The following is a 19,066-nucleotide window of genomic DNA, read 5'->3' as shown; positions in this document are numbered from 1 at the left end:
TCCTGACCTCAATCTCTCGAACCGCCCGGTGCGGACCCGCATGCCGGGTGGTGTGGCAGGGGAGCGGCCTATGAAGGCCGTCCCCTATGCCGATTCGCCCGGGATTTGAGGGTTAGAAGCTCATTCGCCACTGACCCGTGACACCATGGTTTCGGCTGTCGGTGCCGAATTCACTGTTAAGGCTCACGCCCAACGTCTGGTTGGCTGACAAGCCGAGATCCAGACCTGCATCGACCAACAGGCTGTCACGATCCAGTGGTGCACCGGAAACGGTGAAGTCTTTCCCGCCGGTGACCAGACGTTGGCGGGTATTGCTCTCGACGTCGCCGAAAGTGTGTTTCCAGCCGGCTGTGAATCTCGGTGTGAGTTGCATGCCGTTATCCAGCGTGTTGAGCTTCGCCAGTCGCAGGCCGATGGTGCTGTTGAGGTTGTTCTGGGATTGACTGTGGACTTTCAGCGCGGCGGCGCCCCCTTTCTCCGTATAGCTGTCCCGCTGATAGCGTTGGTAGCCAAGACCGGCGAACGGCTCAATGCTGACATTGGCGCGACCCAGGTTGTAGCCGGCCTCCGCGAAGGCCTGTTGAGTGTTGGCGTCGTAGCGGCCTTCAGGGCGATCACTGAAACCTTTGAAGGCAACCCGGCGTTTTGTATTCCCGTCGTGATTGCTGTAGGTCGCACCGAGGCGCAGCGACAAGGGACCGTCTTGGCGCAGGGCATAGGCGCCCACGTGCAAGCTGTCGAGATCGCCGTCGAGGCCGCGGCTGTCCAGTCGCGTTTCGGATTTGCCACCCAGCACACCGATTCGCCATTGCTCATCGACGCTCCAATCCGCGCCCAGTACCAGACCTTGTGTTGAGAATTTAAGGGCATCGTTATCGCGATCCAGTGTTCCACCGTGGCCTAGCGCCTGGAGCCAGACCCTGCCGTGGTCTTCACTGCCGGTGGCTACACGCGGTGCATTTCTCTGGTTGCCAAATACGGCTGCGCTGTCGCGTTGGCGCATGGCCGAGAGCATGGTGGCGCTAATAGGGCTGTCGCTGTTCAGCGTCGCCTTCGCGAGATTGGCGTTGTTGCCTGCGGCCAACTGTTCAAGTGCATGTGCCGCTGTAGCTTTGTCGCTACCCAGCAGAACCGCGACAGCGGTGTTGGTAGGGCTGGATGGCTTTGGGTCAGTGGTGACGGGCTGGGTAGCAGCGGGTGGAGTTGCCGCTGTAACGGGCTTGTCGGTGGTGAGTGGAGCTACGGCTGTCGGTGGTATTTCAGCGGTAGTCACTGGCGCAGAGGCGGGGGGGGACGTATCGGTGCTTACCGGTGTATTCAGTTCATCTGAAAGGGTTATTGCATTGTCAGATGGCGCCGGCGCTGACGGTATTTCCATCGGCTCCACGATGGTAGCGGCGAGTGGAGTTTGCGCTGTAACGGGCTGGTCGGTGGTCAATGGGATGACGGCTGACGCTGGAAGCTCAGGAGTATCTGTTCGCGCAGGGGCTGGGAGGGAAGTATCGGCGATTAAAGATGTATTCAGTACTTCCGAGATGGTTGATGCATTGTCAGAAGGTGTCAGTACTGGCGGTGTTTCCATCTGTTCCAGGATGCTCCGTGCGACTTCTCGTCCGTTATCGGAGTCTGCGACGCTCTCGATCGGCAAACCGTTTCGAGCGTAGGTAAGGCCCACAGTCTTCGCGCCGTAATGGGGCGTAGCGGTCATGAATGCCAGCTCGTTGACGATTTTGCCAAACTCACCCATCACCTTTTTTGCTTCGATAATCGTGTATTGACTGTTTTGCGGATGATCACCCGGTACCGCAACAATTTTCAGTGTGGCATCGCCAAGGCTGGCAGTGCCGTCGACTTTGATCGTCTCTCCATGGCCATCGGGGGAAACCTCGTAGGCCAGCACACCAGTGCTGGAAAGGTTCAAGTTGCCTTTGACCCTTGGGGCGCCTTGCAATCTATCAATGTTGAGCTGGCCCAAAACCTCCAGACCGCCAACAGTACCTTTGCCTGCAAACTGGCCGCCATTCTCAACCGTCACGACACCCTTTATCTCGTTATTGTTGAAGAGCTGCCCGGCCACACTGGCCTTGCCTTTGATTTTTCCGTTATTGATCAGAATGCCGTCATTGAACACCGCAACTTCGTCTTTGAAATCTCCTGTACTGGTTGCCGTCCAGATTCCTTGCGAAACGTACAGGCTGTCGACGTTACGGGTGTTCCCCAACTGACCGCCATCGGTACCGATGAGGTGGATAACGTTGCTTCCGTTACCGCCGTCGACGCGACCTTCGAAGCTGCCACCGTTTTTGACGATGATGAGGTCATCCCGGTCTTGCGGCTTCACCGACACACCCCGAAGTGCGGGTTGAGGCGAATCAATCTCAGACGTGAATGTGCTGGCCGCGTCGGTAAAGGCTTGAAGCCGGGTAAGCGGGTCCGTCGGTGTAGCCTCTGGAAGCTGGGTTACATCAACGAAGCTCGTCGGCTCTGCTTGTTCTGGCAGTTGTTGAGCGTTTGTCAGCTCAGTAAAACCCAGCGCAAGCGCAATGGCCAATGCCAGGTTTTGTGGGCGAAATGTGTGTTGAATAGACATCGGGTTCGACCTCATTTGAGTGGAGGTCAAACTCTAAATATCTGTCCTGGATGCCGATGTCAGGCGGTTCTGGAGGGTTTGCGGGCGGTGTTGGATTGCTGATGCAGAAAATCTTCCACTGTTGGGGCGCAGTGATTTTTAACGCTTCGAGGCGACGAACTTTTCTTACAAAAAATCGAGCCGCGGCAAGTCGACGCGCAATAAAAACTCATCCGCTGCCGGCCCAAAACGCCTAGTGCGTGCTATCTGCATTATTTTGCGTTTTTCGGTCATTAATGACCGTTAATCTGCATTTTAATGCGTTTAATAAAGTGTCTAGGGGAAGCTGAATGCACTATATTGCATTCAATGCTTTAAAAAACCTTCATAAATGCATTTGGATGCAGGTGGGAACGGTGTGTACAACCTGACTTTACAGATCTACACCCAAGAAAAATGGCTCGACGCCATGGTCTTCAGCTTCGACAGCCCCGAAAAAGGTTTCGAAAGCCGATGCAACTTCGGCTACGAAACCCCGTATCTCGTCGAGAATATTGAAAATATCGGAACGCCCTTTGCCAAGGCAGTCAGTGCCAGGTTTCCTTTGGACTGGGAGGGTAAGCGATCCAACGCGCCACCATTTCTGTATGACATAGCGCCTGCCGGTGCAGCCAAAAGGTTTCTTCTGGCACGCATAGGTCATGACAGGCCTGCTGACGTCAGTACCGATCTTTATTTACTGGCCAAAAGTACACCGGCACCGATTGGCAATATGCGCATAAAGGAATCCGCCGAGGCAGTCGATCAGCGCGACCCCATAGGGTTTAAGCGTCAGGACGTGATTAGTCGTGATAACCGGTTTCTCGAATATGCCTACGAGCAGGGCGCCGCAATTGGTGGGGCAACGGGAGCAGGTGGTGAGGCGCCAAAACTTTTGTTGGCTCAGGGTAAGGATGGGGATTTTTATCCTGATGCGGTACTCGATGATGCAGAGGTTACTCAGCACTGGTTCGTTAAATTTTCTCGCAATAAAGGGACCCGCAACGATCAAGACATACTCAGAAGCGAATACCACTACTACAAGGCACTACAAGCACTAGGCATCGAAACGGTCGCAGAACAGGGCTTGGCCTTGGAAGAGGCGACCAAACCCAGCTTGTGGATGCAGCGTTTTGATCGGCAAGTGACCTCACGCGGTGTTGAGCGTTTTGCCGTGGAGTCGATCTACTCTCTGGCGCGAATAACCACGCAAGGTAGCTCGATGGATCACATGGAAGTTATCAGGCTGCTAGCAGGACTCTGGCGTGGTGCGGGGCAGGCGGACCAGATCCCGAGTCTTGTTGCTGACTATCTGCGTCGGGATCTGATCAATAAGATCCTCGGCAACTCAGATAACCATGGTCGCAACACCGCAATCATCCGCGATACAGCATCTTTTCGTCTGGCACCCATCTATGATTTGGCGCCTATGGTGATGGACGATGAAGGTGTGACGCGTACAACCAAATGGCCAAAAGACCTGGAACGAGCGGGTGATGTTGATTGGCGTGGGGTGTGTCGTGCCTTGGCCGATATTGCTGATCCGGACGATCCGCTGGCAGCGTTGAGTGAAGCGCAGGATTCCTTTGAGCGACTGCGGGAGGATGCGAAGCGTCTCATGGCCCTCCCCGATATTCTCGCTGCTAGCGGCTTGCCAGAGGTGACTATGAATCACCCGCAAATTGCATTGAAAAATCTGGAGCAGCGTTTGAAAGAGTGGGGCCTGAAATGAGCATGACTGTTGCTGAACGCACTGTGCTTATAGAAAGCATCCAGGAAGCGCTGGCTCAAGGTACTCTCGAAATAAGTGACGCAGTTCGTCGGTTACGAGTCGAGGTCACCGGTCTGCACCAGACCCAATTCGCAAAAATGTGCAAAATCTCGGTACGCACGCTGGTGCATATCGAACATGGAGAAGGGAATCAAACGCTGAAATCGTTGAATGCAGTGTTCAGACCGTTTGGTCTGGAGATGGGCGTAGTACGGATTCGGCGCGACTTGAACTGACCCGACAGCAAAAAAATTGTGGCGAGGGAGTCCTCGCCACACGAAAAACCGTAGGCACTTACCCGCGACACTCCACCAACGTTTTCACTTGCCCCGATCCCGTCTGGTTCTCATCGCTCAACCACCGATCAAACCCCGCGCCAATTGCTGGCCATTCCGAGTCCAGCATCGAATACCACGCGGTGTCCCGGTTTTGTCCCTTGACCACCATGTGCTGGCGGAAAACCCCTTCAAAACTGAAGCCCAATCGCTCGGCCGCATATTTGGAGCGGGCGTTGCCGTTATTGCACTTCCACTCCAGGCGACGATAACCCAGTGCAAACGACTCCTTGGCCAGCAGGTAAATCGCCTCGGTACTTTTCGGTGAACGCTGCATCGGTGCGCCGAAAGTGACATGGCCGATTTCGATGCGACCTTGCGCCGGTACGATCGACATCAAGCTGAGAATGCCTTGTACCTCACCGCTGACACGGTCGATCACGCTGAAGAAATACGGGTCGCTGTTGGCCGCATGGTTGTTCAGCCAGTCGTTGAATGCACTGCGTTCCGGGAAAGGCCCATAAGGTAAATAATCCCAGAGCTTCGGATCGGCCCCAGGGCCTTGCAAGGCCTTGAACAAGCCCTCGGCATGACGCGCCGGGTCGAGTTTTTCCAGGCGAATGAAACGCCCTTCGATTGTTTGAACGGTGGGCGCCGGGACGCCTTTCCAATCCGCGAGTGAAGTCGACATGGTGTTCTCCTTGAACCTTAAAGGGCTTTGCGAAACTGGATGAAACCGGGACGTTCGGCGATGCGCTCGTAGAGCTGGATCGCGGTGGCATTGGTTTCGTGGGTCAGCCAGTGGACCTTGCCGCAACCATCCGCTTTGGCGGTGGCGTAGACGAATTCGATGAGCTTGCGGCCGACGCCGGTGCCGCGGGTTTCTGGTGTCACCAGCAGGTCTTGAAGATAGCAGGAGTTTTCGATGCTCCAGTTCGAGCGGTGGTAGATGAAGTTCACCATGCCGACCGCTTTGCCATCGATCCACGCCAACGCCGAATGCGTCGTTTCAGTTGGATCGAGCATGCGCTGCCAAGTGCTGTCAGTGACGATGTCAGGTAACTCGGTGTTGTAGAAGCGCAGGTACGCTTGCCACAGCGGCAACCAGGCGGTGTGGTCATCGGCGCTGACCTGGCGAATTTCAATCTGACTCATGTTCATTCCTTAACGCATCAAGTGGGCGAGTGCCTGATCGTGCACATTGGGGCTGGCGGCGAGACCTTCACGCACACCGGCGATGTCTTCGGCGCTGCGGTTCTGACTGAGCTTGCGTTTGCCTTCCAGGCGCTGGATAGGCAAGGCAAACCCGACGATGGCCTTGAGCATGCCGTCGATGTAGTCGGCGGGAGCGTCGGCAACCTTCCACGGCTGGGCGCGGCCGGCTTCGTGGCGATCAGTCAACGCGCTGACCAGGTTGAGCAGCCGCTCGGCATCGGTGAATACGTCGGCGGTGCCATAGGCGTGTACCGCGACGTAGTTCCAGGTCGGCACGACTTTGCCGTGCTCGGCTTTGCTCGGATAAAACCCCGGGCTGACGTACGCATCGGCACCCGCGAAGATCACCAGCGCTTCAGCGCCGTTCTGCAATTCCTTCCACTGAGCATTGGCTCGGGCGAAGTGGCCGTAGAGGGTGCCATTGGGACCTTCGTCAGGTTTGAACAACAGCGGCAGATGACTGGCTTGCAGGCCTTGCTCGCTGTGGGTCACTACCATGGCAAGGCGGGTACCGAGAATCTGCTGGCGCAGTTCATTCAAATCTTTGATGGCAAAGCTGCTGGGGTTGTACATGGAAATATCCCTTGGCGAATGCCTCCATCCTAGGCAGGCTATTGGTCTGTTGTAAGAGCCATTAATGACCAATTTCATAGGTCCATTGCCATGACCGATGCGCCGCTTTCCTTGTCGTTCAACCCTGCCGGTATCGAGCTTGATCGCCGTCAGGGCCTGAGTCGTCAGCTCTATCAAGCCTTGCGCTTGCGAGTGCTGGACGGGCGACTGGCCAGCGGCATGCGATTACCGGCCAGCCGGGATCTGGCGGAAGCACTGGCGATCTCTCGCAACAGCGTGGTGCGAGCCTACGATCAGCTCTATGCCGAAGGCTTTATCGAAGGGCGTGTGGGTGACGGGACTTACGTTGCTCAATTGCCCCAGACCGCGATACCCGCCAAAAAATTATCCACAAAAGTATCCACAGGGTTTTCAACAGGGTTATCCACAACCTTATCCACAAACTGGGCGGATTTACCTGTGGTTTCATCCAGTAAAGTTATCCACAGCGGCGCATTGGGGCGCGTTGAAAAGAACCATTTGGCCTTGCCGCCGAGTGGCCCACCGCGAGCATTTCGAGTCGGCGTTCCGGCATTTGACCTGTTTCCTTTCGAGGTCTGGGCCAAGCTGAATGCGGCTTTCTGGCGTAAACCGGATTTGCAGCAGCTGTGCTACGGCGATCCGGCGGGTGACGAGCGTTTGCGCGGACTGATTGCCGCTTATTTGCGCAGTTCACGCGGCATGCAATGCACGGCTGAACAAATAGTGATCACCAGTGGTGCGCAGCAGGGAATTAGTCTTTGTGCACAGCTGCTGGTGGAGCCCGGTGACGGCGTGGCGATTGAAAATCCGGGGTATCGGGCGGCGGGGCATGCGTTTGCTGTGGCCGGTGCGCGATTGCACGGCGTGGCCGTGGACAGTGAAGGCATTGATTGCAGCGAATTGGCCGGCCTGAGTGATTGCCGGCTAGCGTACGTCACTCCCTCGCATCAATACCCGACAGGGGTGGTAATGAGCCTTGCGCGGCGCCTCGAATTGCTCGCCTGGGCGGAGCGCACCCAAGGCTGGATCGTCGAGGACGACTACGATGGCGAATACCGCTACAGCGGCGCGCCACTGGCACCGTTGGCGGCACTCGACCGGCAAGGGCGGGTTTTGTATGTCGGGACCTTTGGCAAAGTCGCCTTCCCGGCGCTGCGTTTGGGTTATCTGGTGTTGCCGCCGGCACTGGTGAATGCGTTCTCTCAACGGCGGGCGGTGGACGTCCGGCATTCCGAAGTGAGCACTCAAGCGGTGATGGCCGAGTTCATGGCCGCCGGGCATTTTCAAAGGCATATCCGCCGCATGCGTCGTGCCGCCCTGAGTCGGCGTAATACGTTGCTGGCAGGTTGGCCCAAGGACATTCCCGGTATCGGCAGTCTGCCGAGTGTCGCAGCAGGGTTGCATCTGACGGTGTCCGTCGACTCCCTGGCCCGTGAGTGCGAGCTGGTGGAAAAAGCCGCCAGTGTCGATGTCGAGATCAATGCACTTAGCAGCTATTGGTTGCCGGATTCACCCACATCAGTGGACCAGCGTGCCGGGCTGGTCCTTGGTTTTGCGGCGGTACCCGAGGCGGCGATCAGCGCTGCACTCGGGCGTCTGGAAAAAGTCTGGCGCTGATCTACCTACAAGAAGAACAGCGCATCGGCCAGGCGATGGTTGATTTCAGCACGATAAATGGCAATGGATTGAAGTGCGTTCAAGCGGGTGTGCTTTTCATAGGCACCGCCTGACCCGCGTTGTTCGACGGTCTTCAAGTGCGCTGCAGTGAATGCTGCTCTTGGGCTGTCCGAGGCAGGGTAATGAAAGTGCGCATACCAAAGGACTACGCCGGTTTCGTGATCGCGAATCTCATACTCATCCAGATAGTCTTTACGCGGTCCCTTCAACCGCCGATGCTCCGGCAGTGGTTTGCCGACCCTGTGGATGGCCACTTCGCCCTTGCTGTGCAGCCATTCAACACGCCCTGCGGTGGGCAACTGTCGTTTGGTCATGCTGATACGGATATCGGTGCCTTTTTTGTAAAGCGCGACCGCCCCCTCGATCAGTTTTTTGCTGACGGTGACCGCGGATCCCGGACCGCTTTCGGTGACATTGTTATCGGTCAGGGCTTTCTCGATAGCATTCGCCGTCGCGTCCATTCGATGGGCCTGTTGATGAAACATCTCCTCGATTTCCAGCGGAATACGTCGATCGGCTTTTGAATGAGCCTCGGTACGTCGGATGAACGCTTCGAGCTGTGCCAGCAAGGCTTCACCGTTTTGCAGGCTGACGGTCAGTGTTGGAGGAATGGTGACGGGTGTGACCGTTTTGGCCGGCACATGCTCGACCCAGACGCCGGGAGTTTTCTCATGGTACGTAGCGATCACCTTCCCGGTGAGTGGGGAGGTTACGTCGACCAGATCGGTATCGGTGGAGTGCAGGCGCGTTCGCGGCTTGCCGACGACGGTGCCTTTGAAGCGCGTTTTGATCAGGCGATGCGGGGCCATTGCCGGTCGCGATGGTCCCGGAACCGGTTCGAGGGTCTTGCGCTCATGCAACAACCCCGACAGGTGTTTCACGGCGCGTTCATTGAACGCTTCGATACGTTGACGCATCAGGTCCAGTGACGGTTGCAGCAACTGCCCGGGGTACTCCTCGGGCAAGTCGAGAATACGTTGGTCGACGGTTGAAAACTGCTCCACCAGATCGCTGAATCCTTCAATCCGTTCGAGTAGCGACAGGGGATTATCCTTGGCGAGGTCCAGTGTCGACTGGATGGTGAGCCCCGCGTCTTCGACAAGGGTTACCAGCGCCTGACGGGCAGCCTCGGTGGCGACCGTGCCGGTGTCATTAAGGCAGAGCTCTTGAGCGAGGCTGATCTGAAACAGCTTCAGGTCGTGCAGGTCGAAGACAGGTAGTCCTCTCGTGTACTCCCTGGCGGCTTCGGCACCTTCTCTGCCCAAGCGTTTCAACTCGTCGATCCGGGCTTGGGCAAACTCGATTTTGTCGATAAAGCCCTGGGTTATATCGCTGGTCTGTTGATGAACCTGGCGTCGTGTCTGGGTGGATTCGTTCGGCTCTCCGTCAAACAGAGCCAACGAGCGACGCATGCAAGTGCCAAACACAGCGTTTTGCCGGTTGAACCACATCTCCGTCAGCAACAGCTGTTGATCCAGACAACTGACCAGGACGGCGCGGTAGTTGATGATGGACTCAAGCACGTTGAATGCCTTGAGCTGATCAATGTAGACGTCGTAAACGGCCAGCTGTTTATCCAGCGTTTCGATCAGTCTGCGACCATTGGGATCATCAACGCCTGATGCGGACGAGGCAGCTGCTTTCTCGGCGGATTCGAGTGCGGTCTTCAGCGCCATTTTGTTCGTATCGAAGGTCTCCAGTTGCTTGCGTAGCGCCTCTTTACTCTGTGCATTTTTCCGCTCCGATTCTTTTCGGCGACGGCCACCGCCGCGCAACCTCAAGCGCGTGTCGACGACCCATTGTCCGTTTGCGGAATGGGTCAGCAGGGGGCCAGTTCCGGGTGGGGACTGACGGCTATCGACGATTTGCACGAATTCGTTGTCGTTGACCATGACTTCGAACCAGCGTTGGCCAACCTGGGCATACCATTTTTTGTTGAGCGGGCTCAAAAAACGATGGGGTCCGACTTCAGCCGAGGGGCTTGCCAGGCCTTCGGGTTTTGCGATGGCCAGTCCTTCCAGCAGCGTTCCCAGGCTCGTTCGAGCGAGGGCGCCATGGGTGTACAAGTGGTTCGTGTGATTCGCTGGCAGCTGTTGAGCGGTGATATCGGGTAAGCGGGTCACGGTGGTTATCGGCGTTGGCGTCGGCTGCTGCCTCAGCGTCAAAGCCTCCCTTTCAACCACGTGGTTTGCCGTATGGCGCGTTGCTGCGTAATGGGCCAGGACCATGCCCAGTGAAAGGAACAGGTCGGTCAATGCCGTCCATGCATCGTCACTGTCACCTTTCTCGCGAGCTTCATTCTCTTCATCCAGATCGCTCATGATTTGCCAGACCCAGGCCGCGCTGGCAGCCGTTCTGCCCAGGAATGGCAGTGCAATGTTGAACAGCGCCCATGCCCCATGCTTGAGGGTCTGCCAACGACTTTGGGCATTGGAGACTGACTGCCGGTCTGCCAGGGTAATCATCGCGTTGGCATTGGCGGTGAACAGTGCTGACAGTGAAGGTTGCGCCAGTGGCGTGGCCGCTAACCTGACGGAACCCATCATGCCGAGGGCCGAGGTTGGATCGACCAACCATTGCGTCAGTGTCCAGACCGACGGTAGCTGGCCGGGAAACACGTACTGTGAGTAGTTGAAGCGCAGGTCGTCCGGCAACCAGGCCAGCACCGATTGCCGAAGGGACTGGTGATGTTTGATTGCATACAGCAGGTTGGTTTCGCGAGGATATTGCAAAAGCGGCGGATCAAGCAGCGGGCGAAAAAGCAGGCAGGGCCCCTTGTCGGCGAGGCGTGGGCCGATGACGAACATGTTGGCGACCTCATCTGCCTTGTCGTCTGTGCGGTCCCCGGGAATGAACGCCAGCGCACGAATGATGATTTCCTGGGCGTCCACAAAACGGTCGGCGGGTTTTTCCTGCATCGCCGCGACTACATATCGGTACCCCTGATCATCGATACCTGCCTCGCCACGAATTTTGTGCTGCAGCGTCTGGAGTGGCAGCTGGATGCGCAGGTGACTGGCGAACAGGTTTTGTCGACGTTGTATTTCCTTCGCATCACCGAGCAGTTTTTGTTTGATCAGCTTGGGATAGGTTTCACCGATGTTGACCTCAGTGACCAGCTTTTCCAGGTAGGCCGGTGTCATCCAGGATTCAACGGCGCTGCCGTCGGTGTGGCGAACGGTCTTGTTGCCCAATGGCACGGCAATCAGATTCTGCAGGGCCAGGTCGATCAGCGACATTGTGACGGTTTCGGTTTTACCCGGTATGGCAATGGCGCCCAGGATCACCGGGCTGGTGATGCTCAGTTCAACCGTTTCGAGCCGTGCGTCCGTCACCTCCAGGTGATCTTTCAGCACCTGGTCTTTCAGTGCTTGCAACGTAAATGCCGGGAGCGGTGGAATGTCATCCAGAAAGGATTGACCTGCCTGTTGCTCCCGAAGCAGCGCCAGGTCCATCAAGTGTCGGCTGTAGCAGGTCAGGTCCGCCGGTTGGGCACTGAGCAGCCAATCGGGTAGTAAGTGCTCGATCCGGCTGAAACGCTCTTCGTCAAAGGTCTTGCGATTTTTGACCGCAGTAATGATTCGACGCGCAGGAACACCGTTCGCGATGGTGTCATGAAGTTGGCCTATCGCGGCAATTTCGAGCGCGATCAGGGCGCAGGCTTGATGATCGAAAAAATTGCCTGTGGGTTCGTGCAGGCGCCATCGCAAATTGTCCGAACTCGACGTGGACCTCACGCGTGCAGCAAGCGTTTTCCCAAAGGATTCCAACGAGTCGTAATGCTTGAAGCCCTCTGTGATCGAGTGGCTGATCACCAGCGTACGCTTGCCCAGCGTACCCACCAGCACGGCCACGTCCAGCAGCCACAGATGCTTGTCCGGCTCATCGATGTCGATCAGGCAGGCCCTTGATGTGTAGGGGTCGTTGCGCTGTCGGGTGGCTTTCTCCGGATTGTTGAACAAGGCCAGTGCCATGGCCTTTTGATCCTCATCCCAGCCTGAAACCGGCTCGATGTTCCAGAGGTTGCGCAGCGAGTCCGAGAGTTGATGCCAGCGGGGTGTTTCGTCTTTTGTCTGCTGGTTCCAATAATCCAGTTGCTGTTCTTGATAGGACACGAACAGCAGCGGGATCAGTTGGTTAATCAAACGGCCGATGTCGTCGATTTTCACGGGTAACTGGATCGGCGGCGCTTCCCCCGGTTGCAGGGTCAGGAAGTGTTCCCCGTCGATGTATGTGGCGGTCTGCGCCGACAGCGTGAGCCGCACCAGCGCGTCGGTCAGCGATTCGAATCGGTGTGGACCGGACGTGACCTGCTCCACGCTGACGATCCAGGTTGGCGTCCCGATCATGGCCTGGACCGGGTCGATATCAAGGCTCGGGTACGCGGCTTCGAGCGCGGTGCGCAGAGCGTTCGTCGCCACTTCCCTGAGCGAGGGGCCAGTGACCAGTTGGGTCAGTACATCTTCGGAGCGGGTAGAGGAGGTATCGGGCATAGCCATTTCCTTTGTACCGATGAGGACGCTGGCCGTTGGGCCGCGCTGTGTCGGGGCAAGGTAGAGGGCTGTGGGAAGCGAAAGGTGGTAGATAGTTATCGCGGGCAAAAAAGACCCGCGCTCGTTGGCGGGTCTTGAATTTCAGCAAGCAGTCAGGTCCCGGATTTGATTTTGGTCCAGGTCCGCGTCCGCGCACGTTCGGCATCGCGCGGCAGTGGTTGCAGGGTGTAAAGCGTGCTCATCGCCGTTTCGGTCGGGTACAGATTCGGGTTGGTGCGGATCGCCGGGTCGACCAATTCCGTGGCGTCCTTGTTCGGGTTCGGGTAACCGACGAAGTCGCTGACCGGCGCGATCACTTGGGGTTGCAGCAAGTAGTTGATGAAGGCGTAGGCGTCTTCAGGGTTCTTCGCGCCTTTGGGAATGGCGAGCATGTCGAACCAGATCGGCGCACCTTCCTTGGGCAAGCGCATGTCGACGATCACTCCATTCTTGGCTTCCTTGGCACGGTTGGCAGCCTGGGAAAAACTGCCGGAATAACCGACCGCAACGCAGATGTCACCGTTGGCGATGTCGGCCATGTACTTCGAAGAATGGAAGTAGGTGATGTGCGGACGGATCTTCATCAACAGGGCTTCGGCCTTTTCGTAATCCGCCGGCTTCTTGCTGTTGGGGTCCAGGCCGAGGTGTTGCAGGGCCAGCGGCAGGATCTCCGACGGCGAATCGAGCAAGGCGACGCCGCACTGCTTGAGCTTGCTGATGTTTTCTTCCTTGAAGATAAGATCCCAGCTGTCCACCGGCGCGTTATCACCCAGCGCGGCTTTGACCTTGTCCGGGTTGAAGCCGATCAGGATGGTGCCGTACATGTAGGGCACGGCGAATTTGTTGCCCGGGTCGTTGGCCTCGATCAGCTTCATCAACTTCGGATCGAGGTGGTTCCAGTTCGGCAGTTTGCTGCGATCCAGCGGCTGGAACACACCGGCTTCGATCTGCTTGGCGAGGAACACATTGGACGGTACCACCACGTCGTAGCCGGAGTTACCGGTCAGAAGCTTGGCCTCCAGCGCTTCGTTGGTGTCGAAAATGTCGTAGACCAGTTTGGTCTGGGTGTTCTGGGCCTTGAAGTTTTCCAGCGCCTTGGGGGTGATGTAGTCGAACCAGTTGTAGACGCGCAACGTTCGCTCTTCAGCATGAACCGCACCACTGAGCACGGTGGCGCACAGGGTGGGGATGATAAAACGCTTGAGTCTGTTCATTGTTCTAATTCCTCATTGGGCGCTTTCAAAACCTTCGAGAACGTTCACGGCATTGATGCCGATTTCTTCCACCGCGTAGCCGCCTTCCATCACGAACAGCGTCGGCTTGCCGAGGCGTGCAATGCGCTCGCCCATCGCCAGATAATCCGGGCTGTCGAGCTTGAATTGGGAGATGGGATCGTCCTTGAACGTATCGACGCCCAGGGAGACGACGACAATGTCGGTGCCGTATTTTTCGATTTCCTGGCAGGCCTGATCCAGCGCTGCACTCCATGTGTCCCAACCGCTGCCGGCGGGCAGAGGGTAGTTGAAGTTGAACCCTTCGCCCGCGCCTTCACCGAGTTCATCTTCATAGCCGAGGAAGAACGGGAATTCGGCTTCCGGGTGGCCGTGAATCGAGGTGAACAGCACGTCGCTGCGCTCATAGAAAATCGATTGGGTGCCGTTGCCGTGGTGGTAGTCGACGTCGAGGATCGCGACCTTTTTGTGGCCCTGATCGAGGAACGCCTGAGCGGCGATGGCGGCGTTGTTGAGGTAGCAATAACCGCCCATCAAATCGCTGGCAGCGTGATGTCCCGGTGGACGGCACAAGGCGAAGGCACTGCGCGCGCCGCGTTGAATTTCCGCTTGAGCGGTCAGTGCCACTTGCGCCGCGCTGTACGCCGCTTGCCAGGTACCGGCGGTGATCGGTGCGCCAGCGTCGAAGCTGTAATAGCCAAGCTGGCCGTGCAGACTGGTGGGTTTAATGGAACGCAGGGTCCGGGCTGGCCATGTGTAGGGCAACAAGTCTCCGTCGGTGTTGAGTTCGCTCCAGCGTGCCCAGGCGCCCTTGAAGAAGTCGAGGTAGTCGCGACTGTGAATGCGTGCGATCGGATCGAGGCCGAAATCTTGCGGTGCTTCGACCGGGCCGAGGTTCTGATTCTGCACGCGTTGCAACACATGGTCGGCACGCGACGGCATTTCGAAGCAGGGCTTGAGTTGCCCGTCTATCAATTCGCAGCGGCCGTGGTGCAGGTGGTGATCGTCCGAGTAGATCGTCAGCATTTTCTTGTTCTCCGCAGGCTGATTCGGTTGAACACAGTCTTGCGGCAGGCGGCGTTTGGGAGAACGGCAGGAAAGGCCAAAAGGGGATTGATATGGCCAAAAAGTTTGACCGAAATTCGCCCCTTGATGGTGCGAGTGTGCTCCAGCTCAGGGCTTGGAATGCGGAAGAATGTGGGAGCGAGCCTGCTCGCGAAAGCGGCGTGTCAGACGATTCCAGTGTTGGCTGTGCCGCCGTCTTCGCGAGCAGGCTCGCTCCCACAGGGGGTTACCGGTGGGGCCTGAACTGACTCGGCGCCACACCACTCCAGCGCACAAACGCATGCCGGAAACTCGCGGTCTCGCTGAAGCCCAGCGCCTCGGCGATCCGGTAGATCGGCGTCTGGTCTTCACAGAGCATTTGCTTGGCCTGCTCGAAACGCAGTTCATCGAGCAATTCCTGATAGCTGCACCCCGAATCCTTGAGGTGTCGACGCAAGGTCCGCGCCGAACAATTCATCTGCTCGGCCAACCCCTCAAGCCCCGGCGCTGCATTCAACTGGGCGCTGAGCAACTGCCGAATCCGCCCCAGCCACGCCTGGCGCCCGGTGAATTCGGTGTTCTGTTTGCGGCAGCGTTCGGCCATGGCCTGGTGGGTGATGACATCGGCGAGCGGCAAGGGCTGGTCCAGCCAGCGCCGGTCGAATGCAAACGCGTTGTCCCGTGCCTCGAAGTTCAGCGTGCAATCGAAGTGTTCGGCATAGGTCGCCTGATAGTCCGGCGCAGTGTGTTCGAAGCGCGCAGCAAACAGCGGTAACGGGTGACCGAGCAGGTCGTCGCAGATGACCTTCAACGACACCAGACAGAACTCGGCATTGAACACCGCCATCGCCGGACTTTCCCGGTAATCGGCGGCGACGAACCAGACACGCTCGCCGTCGTCCTCCAGGCTCAGTTCGAAAAGTGTTCCCAACAGCGCCGGATAGCGCATCGCCAGGCGCAAAGCGTCACCGAAGGTGGCACTGGTGAGCAGAGCATAGCCGAGCATGCCGTAGCACGAAACGTGCATTCGCCGGCCCAGTTCCAGGCCGATATCACGCTTGAGGGCGACGGCGTTGGCGCAGACCTGCATCTCCTGATTGGTGGTGATGCGCGTGTCCGCCCGGTTCAGATCCGCTGCACTGATCCCGCTTCCGGCGAGCAAGGCCTCGCTTGACAGGCCTTCGGCCTTGAAGGTGTTGAGTACCAGGGAAACGGCGTTGAGGGTGGTGAGGTGGGAGTGGAGCATGGGCGGTTCCAGCGGTAGGGATGACTGGAGCGCAGCAAGTTATATGCCCAATGGAGATCCTGTGGGAGCGAGCCTGCTCGCGATAGCGGTATACCTGACACATTGATTCTGGATGTGCCGACGCCTTCGCGAGCAGGCTCGCTCCCACAGGTTTTGTGGTGTGTCAGTTGAGTTCGCCGCAGAGATCGAGTTCTACGAGGCGACGCACTTCCACGGTATCCAGCCCTGCACCCAACAGCGCATGCAACTTGCCGAACGCGGCCTCTCGAGTCATGCCCCCACCCGAAAGCACACCAACGCCACGCAAGCGGCTACCGGCTTCATAAACATCCAGCTCGACGCCGCCTTCATGGCACTGCGTTATTGCAATCACCACAACACCTTTATCCCGTACCCGTTCCAGACTGGCGAGAAATTCGGGGTTGTCGCTCGGGCCTGTGCCGCTGCCGTAGCACTCCAGCACCAAGCCTTGAATGCCGCTGTCCAGCAGGCCATCCATAACGTCTGCGCCGATGCCGGGGAACAGTGGCAGCACGGCGACTTTTGCCAGTTGCTTGCTCTGTTTGTAATTCAACTGCGCCGGCACCGAAGCCGCCTTCATACCGCCGCCCTGGCGCTCCAGGCGCTTGAACGGATGACGACCGAAACTGCGCACCTTGGCGCACCGGGTCGGGTCCAGCAATTCACCGTGGAAGTACAGATGAACGCCCGGTGCCAGGCCATGGCCGAGGGCAACCAGCGCACCGCTGAGGTTTTCCCAAGCGTCGCTGTCGGTCACGCCGGCAGGCAACATGGAGCCGGTAAAACACACGCGGGCATGCAGGCCGAGCAATTGAAAGCTCATGGCTGCCGCGCTATACGCGAGGGTGTCGGTGCCGTGCAGGATCAGCACGCTGTCGCAGCCCTGCACATCCACCGCATCGACCACGGCTTCGCGCAGTTGCTGCCAATACGCCGGGGACATGTTGGCGCTGTCGATCAGCGGCGACATCTCGCGAAATCGCCACTGCGGTATCACCAGCTCAGGCTGGCTGTGCAGGTATTCACGCATCCGCGCTTCGAAACCGGACGCCGGGGCCAGGCCATGGGCGCTGGCTTGCATGCCGATGGTGCCACCGGTGTAAAGCACCATGACGTGCTGGGCGGCAGGGTAGGTCGAGGAATTCATGGGGGTTCTCCTGAGCGATGACAGCATGCGGTTGAGCATGACGCTGGTCGCACGTTGTGTCACGTCGGGCGCAGGAGATGTGTCCGGTTTTCTACCGGTCAGCGTTGCGCTGCGGGTACTTCTGGCGAAAAAAAATATAAAAAAAAAGGGCCTGGGGAATCAATCCCCAAGCCCTCAAAAGGTGAGAGGTGTCTAGTCCCTCGACCTGGTGAGCGTTGTGGCTCTCGGTGCTCTTCGTTAAAAGAGCAAGAGCCGGCGTTGCGTTCGGTTAAGCCTTCAGAGGCACCAGACGCGGAGCAATCATGTTTTCCGGGCGCAGGATGTCGGCGAGCATTTCGTCGTCGAGCAAGCCTTCTTCGCGCACCAGTTCCAGCACGCCGCGGCCGCTTTCGAGGGCGATACGCGCGATGCGGGTGGCGTTTTCATAGCCGATGTACGGGTTCAGCGCGGTGACCAGACCGATCGAGTGCTCGACCAGTTCGCGGCAGCGCTCTTCGTTGGCGGTGATGCCGACGATGCAGTGCTCGCGCAGCATGTCCATGGCGCGTTGCAGCAGGCGGATCGAGTCGAAGATCTTGAACGCGATCAGCGGCTCCATCACGTTCAGTTGCAACTGGCCGCCTTCGGCCGCGATGGTCAGGGCCAGGTCGTTACCGATGATCTGGAACGCCACCTGGTTAACGGCTTCCGGAATTACCGGGTTGACCTTGCCTGGCATGATCGAGCTGCCAGGCTGACGCGCCGGCAGGTTGATTTCGTTGATGCCGGTGCGTGGGCCGCTGGACAGCAGGCGCAGGTCGTTGCAGATCTTCGACAGTTTGACCGCGGTACGCTTGAGCATGCCGGAGAACAATACGAAGGCGCCCATGTCGGACGTGGCTTCGATCAGGTCGGCAGCCGGAACCAGCGGTTGGCCGCTGATCAGTGCCAGGCGCTGAACGGCCAGGTGCTGGTAACGCGGGTCGGCATTGATGCCGGTACCAATCGCAGTACCGCCCAGGTTCACTTCGGTGAGCAGTTCAGGTGCCAGTGTTTTCAGGCGTGCCAGGTCTTCGCCCAGGGTCGTGGCGAATGCACGGAATTCCTGGCCCAGGGTCATCGGCACGGCGTCTTGCAGCTGGGTACGACCCATCTTCAGAACGTGGCTGAATTCTTCACCTTTGGCGGCGAACGACTGGATCAGGCTGTCGAGGCTGGCCAGCAGCGCGTCGTGACCCAGCAGCAGACCCAGGCGGATCGCGGTCGGGTAGGCGTCGTTGGTCGACTGCGCCATGTTCACGTCGTTGTTCGGGTGCAGGTATTGGTATTCGCCTTTCTGGTGACCCATGGCCTCCAGCGCGATGTTGGCGATAACTTCGTTGGCATTCATGTTGGTTGAAGTGCCAGCGCCGCCTTGAATCATGTCCACCACGAACTCTTCGTGGTAATCGCCGCGGATCAGACGTGCACAGGCTTCGCTGATGGCAGCGTGCTTGGCTTCGCTCAGGTGACCCAGTTCGCGGTTGGCGTCAGCGGCGGCCTGTTTGACCATCGCCAGACCGACCACCAGCTTCGGGTAATGCGAAATCGGAACGCCCGAGAGGCGGAAGTTGTTCACCGCTCGCAGGGTCTGGATGCCGTAATACGCTTGTGCAGGTACTTCGAGTACGCCAAGCAGGTCTTTTTCTGTGCGGAAAGATGCAGCGGAGGACATGATAGAAATCA

Annotated in this window: 13 protein-coding genes; 3 read left to right on the top strand and 10 right to left on the bottom strand. The window is 58.1% G+C overall.

Annotated features, from left to right (window positions below):
• Positions 1–112: 112 nt before the first annotated feature.
• Positions 113–2,590 (bottom strand): autotransporter domain-containing protein, encoded by a 2,478-nt coding sequence (locus J2Y56_RS26915; RefSeq protein WP_310353770.1) that lies wholly within the window; start codon positions 2,588–2,590, stop codon positions 113–115.
• Positions 2,591–2,987: 397 nt separating this feature from the next.
• Here J2Y56_RS26915 and J2Y56_RS26910 point away from each other — a divergent pair, with 397 nt between their 5' ends.
• The gene (locus J2Y56_RS26910; RefSeq protein WP_033048824.1) at positions 2,988–4,340 is read left to right on the top strand and encodes a HipA domain-containing protein; all 1,353 of its coding nucleotides are present in this window, start codon (positions 2,988–2,990) and stop codon (positions 4,338–4,340) included.
• The gene (locus tag J2Y56_RS26905) at positions 4,337–4,615 is read left to right on the top strand and encodes a helix-turn-helix domain-containing protein (protein ID WP_007943383.1); all 279 of its coding nucleotides are present in this window, start codon (positions 4,337–4,339) and stop codon (positions 4,613–4,615) included. The genes J2Y56_RS26910 and J2Y56_RS26905 overlap by 4 nt, the downstream gene beginning before the upstream one ends.
• A gap of 58 nt (positions 4,616–4,673) precedes the next feature.
• Here the strand turns inward: J2Y56_RS26905 and J2Y56_RS26900 are convergent, their stop codons facing one another.
• From J2Y56_RS26900 to J2Y56_RS26890, 3 genes are read right to left on the bottom strand one after another with little or no spacing between them, the layout of a single operon-like run.
• On the bottom strand, positions 4,674–5,345 hold the full coding sequence (locus J2Y56_RS26900; RefSeq protein WP_310353766.1) for a GNAT family protein: 672 nt from the start codon (positions 5,343–5,345) through the stop codon (positions 4,674–4,676).
• A gap of 17 nt (positions 5,346–5,362) precedes the next feature.
• Positions 5,363–5,809 carry an N-acetyltransferase gene (locus J2Y56_RS26895; protein WP_007943385.1) on the bottom strand — a complete coding sequence of 149 codons (447 nt, stop codon included), beginning with the start codon at positions 5,807–5,809 and terminating at the stop codon, positions 5,363–5,365.
• A 9-nt stretch (positions 5,810–5,818) separates the two neighbouring features.
• Positions 5,819–6,442 (bottom strand): FMN-binding negative transcriptional regulator, encoded by a 624-nt coding sequence (locus J2Y56_RS26890; protein WP_310333348.1) that lies wholly within the window; start codon positions 6,440–6,442, stop codon positions 5,819–5,821.
• A gap of 90 nt (positions 6,443–6,532) precedes the next feature.
• On the opposite strand from J2Y56_RS26890, the gene J2Y56_RS26885 reads away from it, so the two are divergent.
• Positions 6,533–8,080, top strand: a complete 1,548-nt coding sequence (locus J2Y56_RS26885; RefSeq protein WP_310353763.1) for a PLP-dependent aminotransferase family protein — start codon at positions 6,533–6,535, stop codon at positions 8,078–8,080.
• A 5-nt stretch (positions 8,081–8,085) separates the two neighbouring features.
• Here J2Y56_RS26885 and J2Y56_RS26880 read toward each other — a convergent pair whose 3' ends face one another.
• The 6 genes from J2Y56_RS26880 to aspA form a co-directional block, all read right to left on the bottom strand.
• Positions 8,086–12,633 (bottom strand): dermonecrotic toxin domain-containing protein, encoded by a 4,548-nt coding sequence (locus J2Y56_RS26880; RefSeq protein WP_310353758.1) that lies wholly within the window; start codon positions 12,631–12,633, stop codon positions 8,086–8,088.
• A gap of 152 nt (positions 12,634–12,785) precedes the next feature.
• On the bottom strand, positions 12,786–13,886 hold the full coding sequence (locus J2Y56_RS26875) for a polyamine ABC transporter substrate-binding protein (protein ID WP_310353756.1): 1,101 nt from the start codon (positions 13,884–13,886) through the stop codon (positions 12,786–12,788).
• Positions 13,887–13,898: 12 nt separating this feature from the next.
• On the bottom strand, positions 13,899–14,930 hold the full coding sequence (locus J2Y56_RS26870) for a histone deacetylase family protein (protein WP_007943390.1): 1,032 nt from the start codon (positions 14,928–14,930) through the stop codon (positions 13,899–13,901).
• A gap of 265 nt (positions 14,931–15,195) precedes the next feature.
• Positions 15,196–16,194 carry an AraC family transcriptional regulator gene (locus J2Y56_RS26865; RefSeq protein WP_007942715.1) on the bottom strand — a complete coding sequence of 333 codons (999 nt, stop codon included), beginning with the start codon at positions 16,192–16,194 and terminating at the stop codon, positions 15,196–15,198.
• A 163-nt stretch (positions 16,195–16,357) separates the two neighbouring features.
• Positions 16,358–17,362 (bottom strand): asparaginase, encoded by a 1,005-nt coding sequence (locus J2Y56_RS26860; RefSeq protein WP_310353751.1) that lies wholly within the window; start codon positions 17,360–17,362, stop codon positions 16,358–16,360.
• A gap of 268 nt (positions 17,363–17,630) precedes the next feature.
• Complete coding sequence (gene aspA / locus J2Y56_RS26855) at positions 17,631–19,055, bottom strand: aspartate ammonia-lyase (protein ID WP_007942711.1); 1,425 nt, start codon at positions 19,053–19,055, stop codon at positions 17,631–17,633.
• Between the last annotated feature and the right edge of the window lie 11 nt (positions 19,056–19,066).

The sequence above is a fragment of the Pseudomonas sp. BE134 genome (assembly GCF_031456105.1).
Lineage (GTDB): Bacteria > Pseudomonadota > Gammaproteobacteria > Pseudomonadales > Pseudomonadaceae > Aquipseudomonas.
Note: the sequence above shows the minus strand (reverse complement) of the source record. Positions and strands in the feature narration are given on the sequence as shown.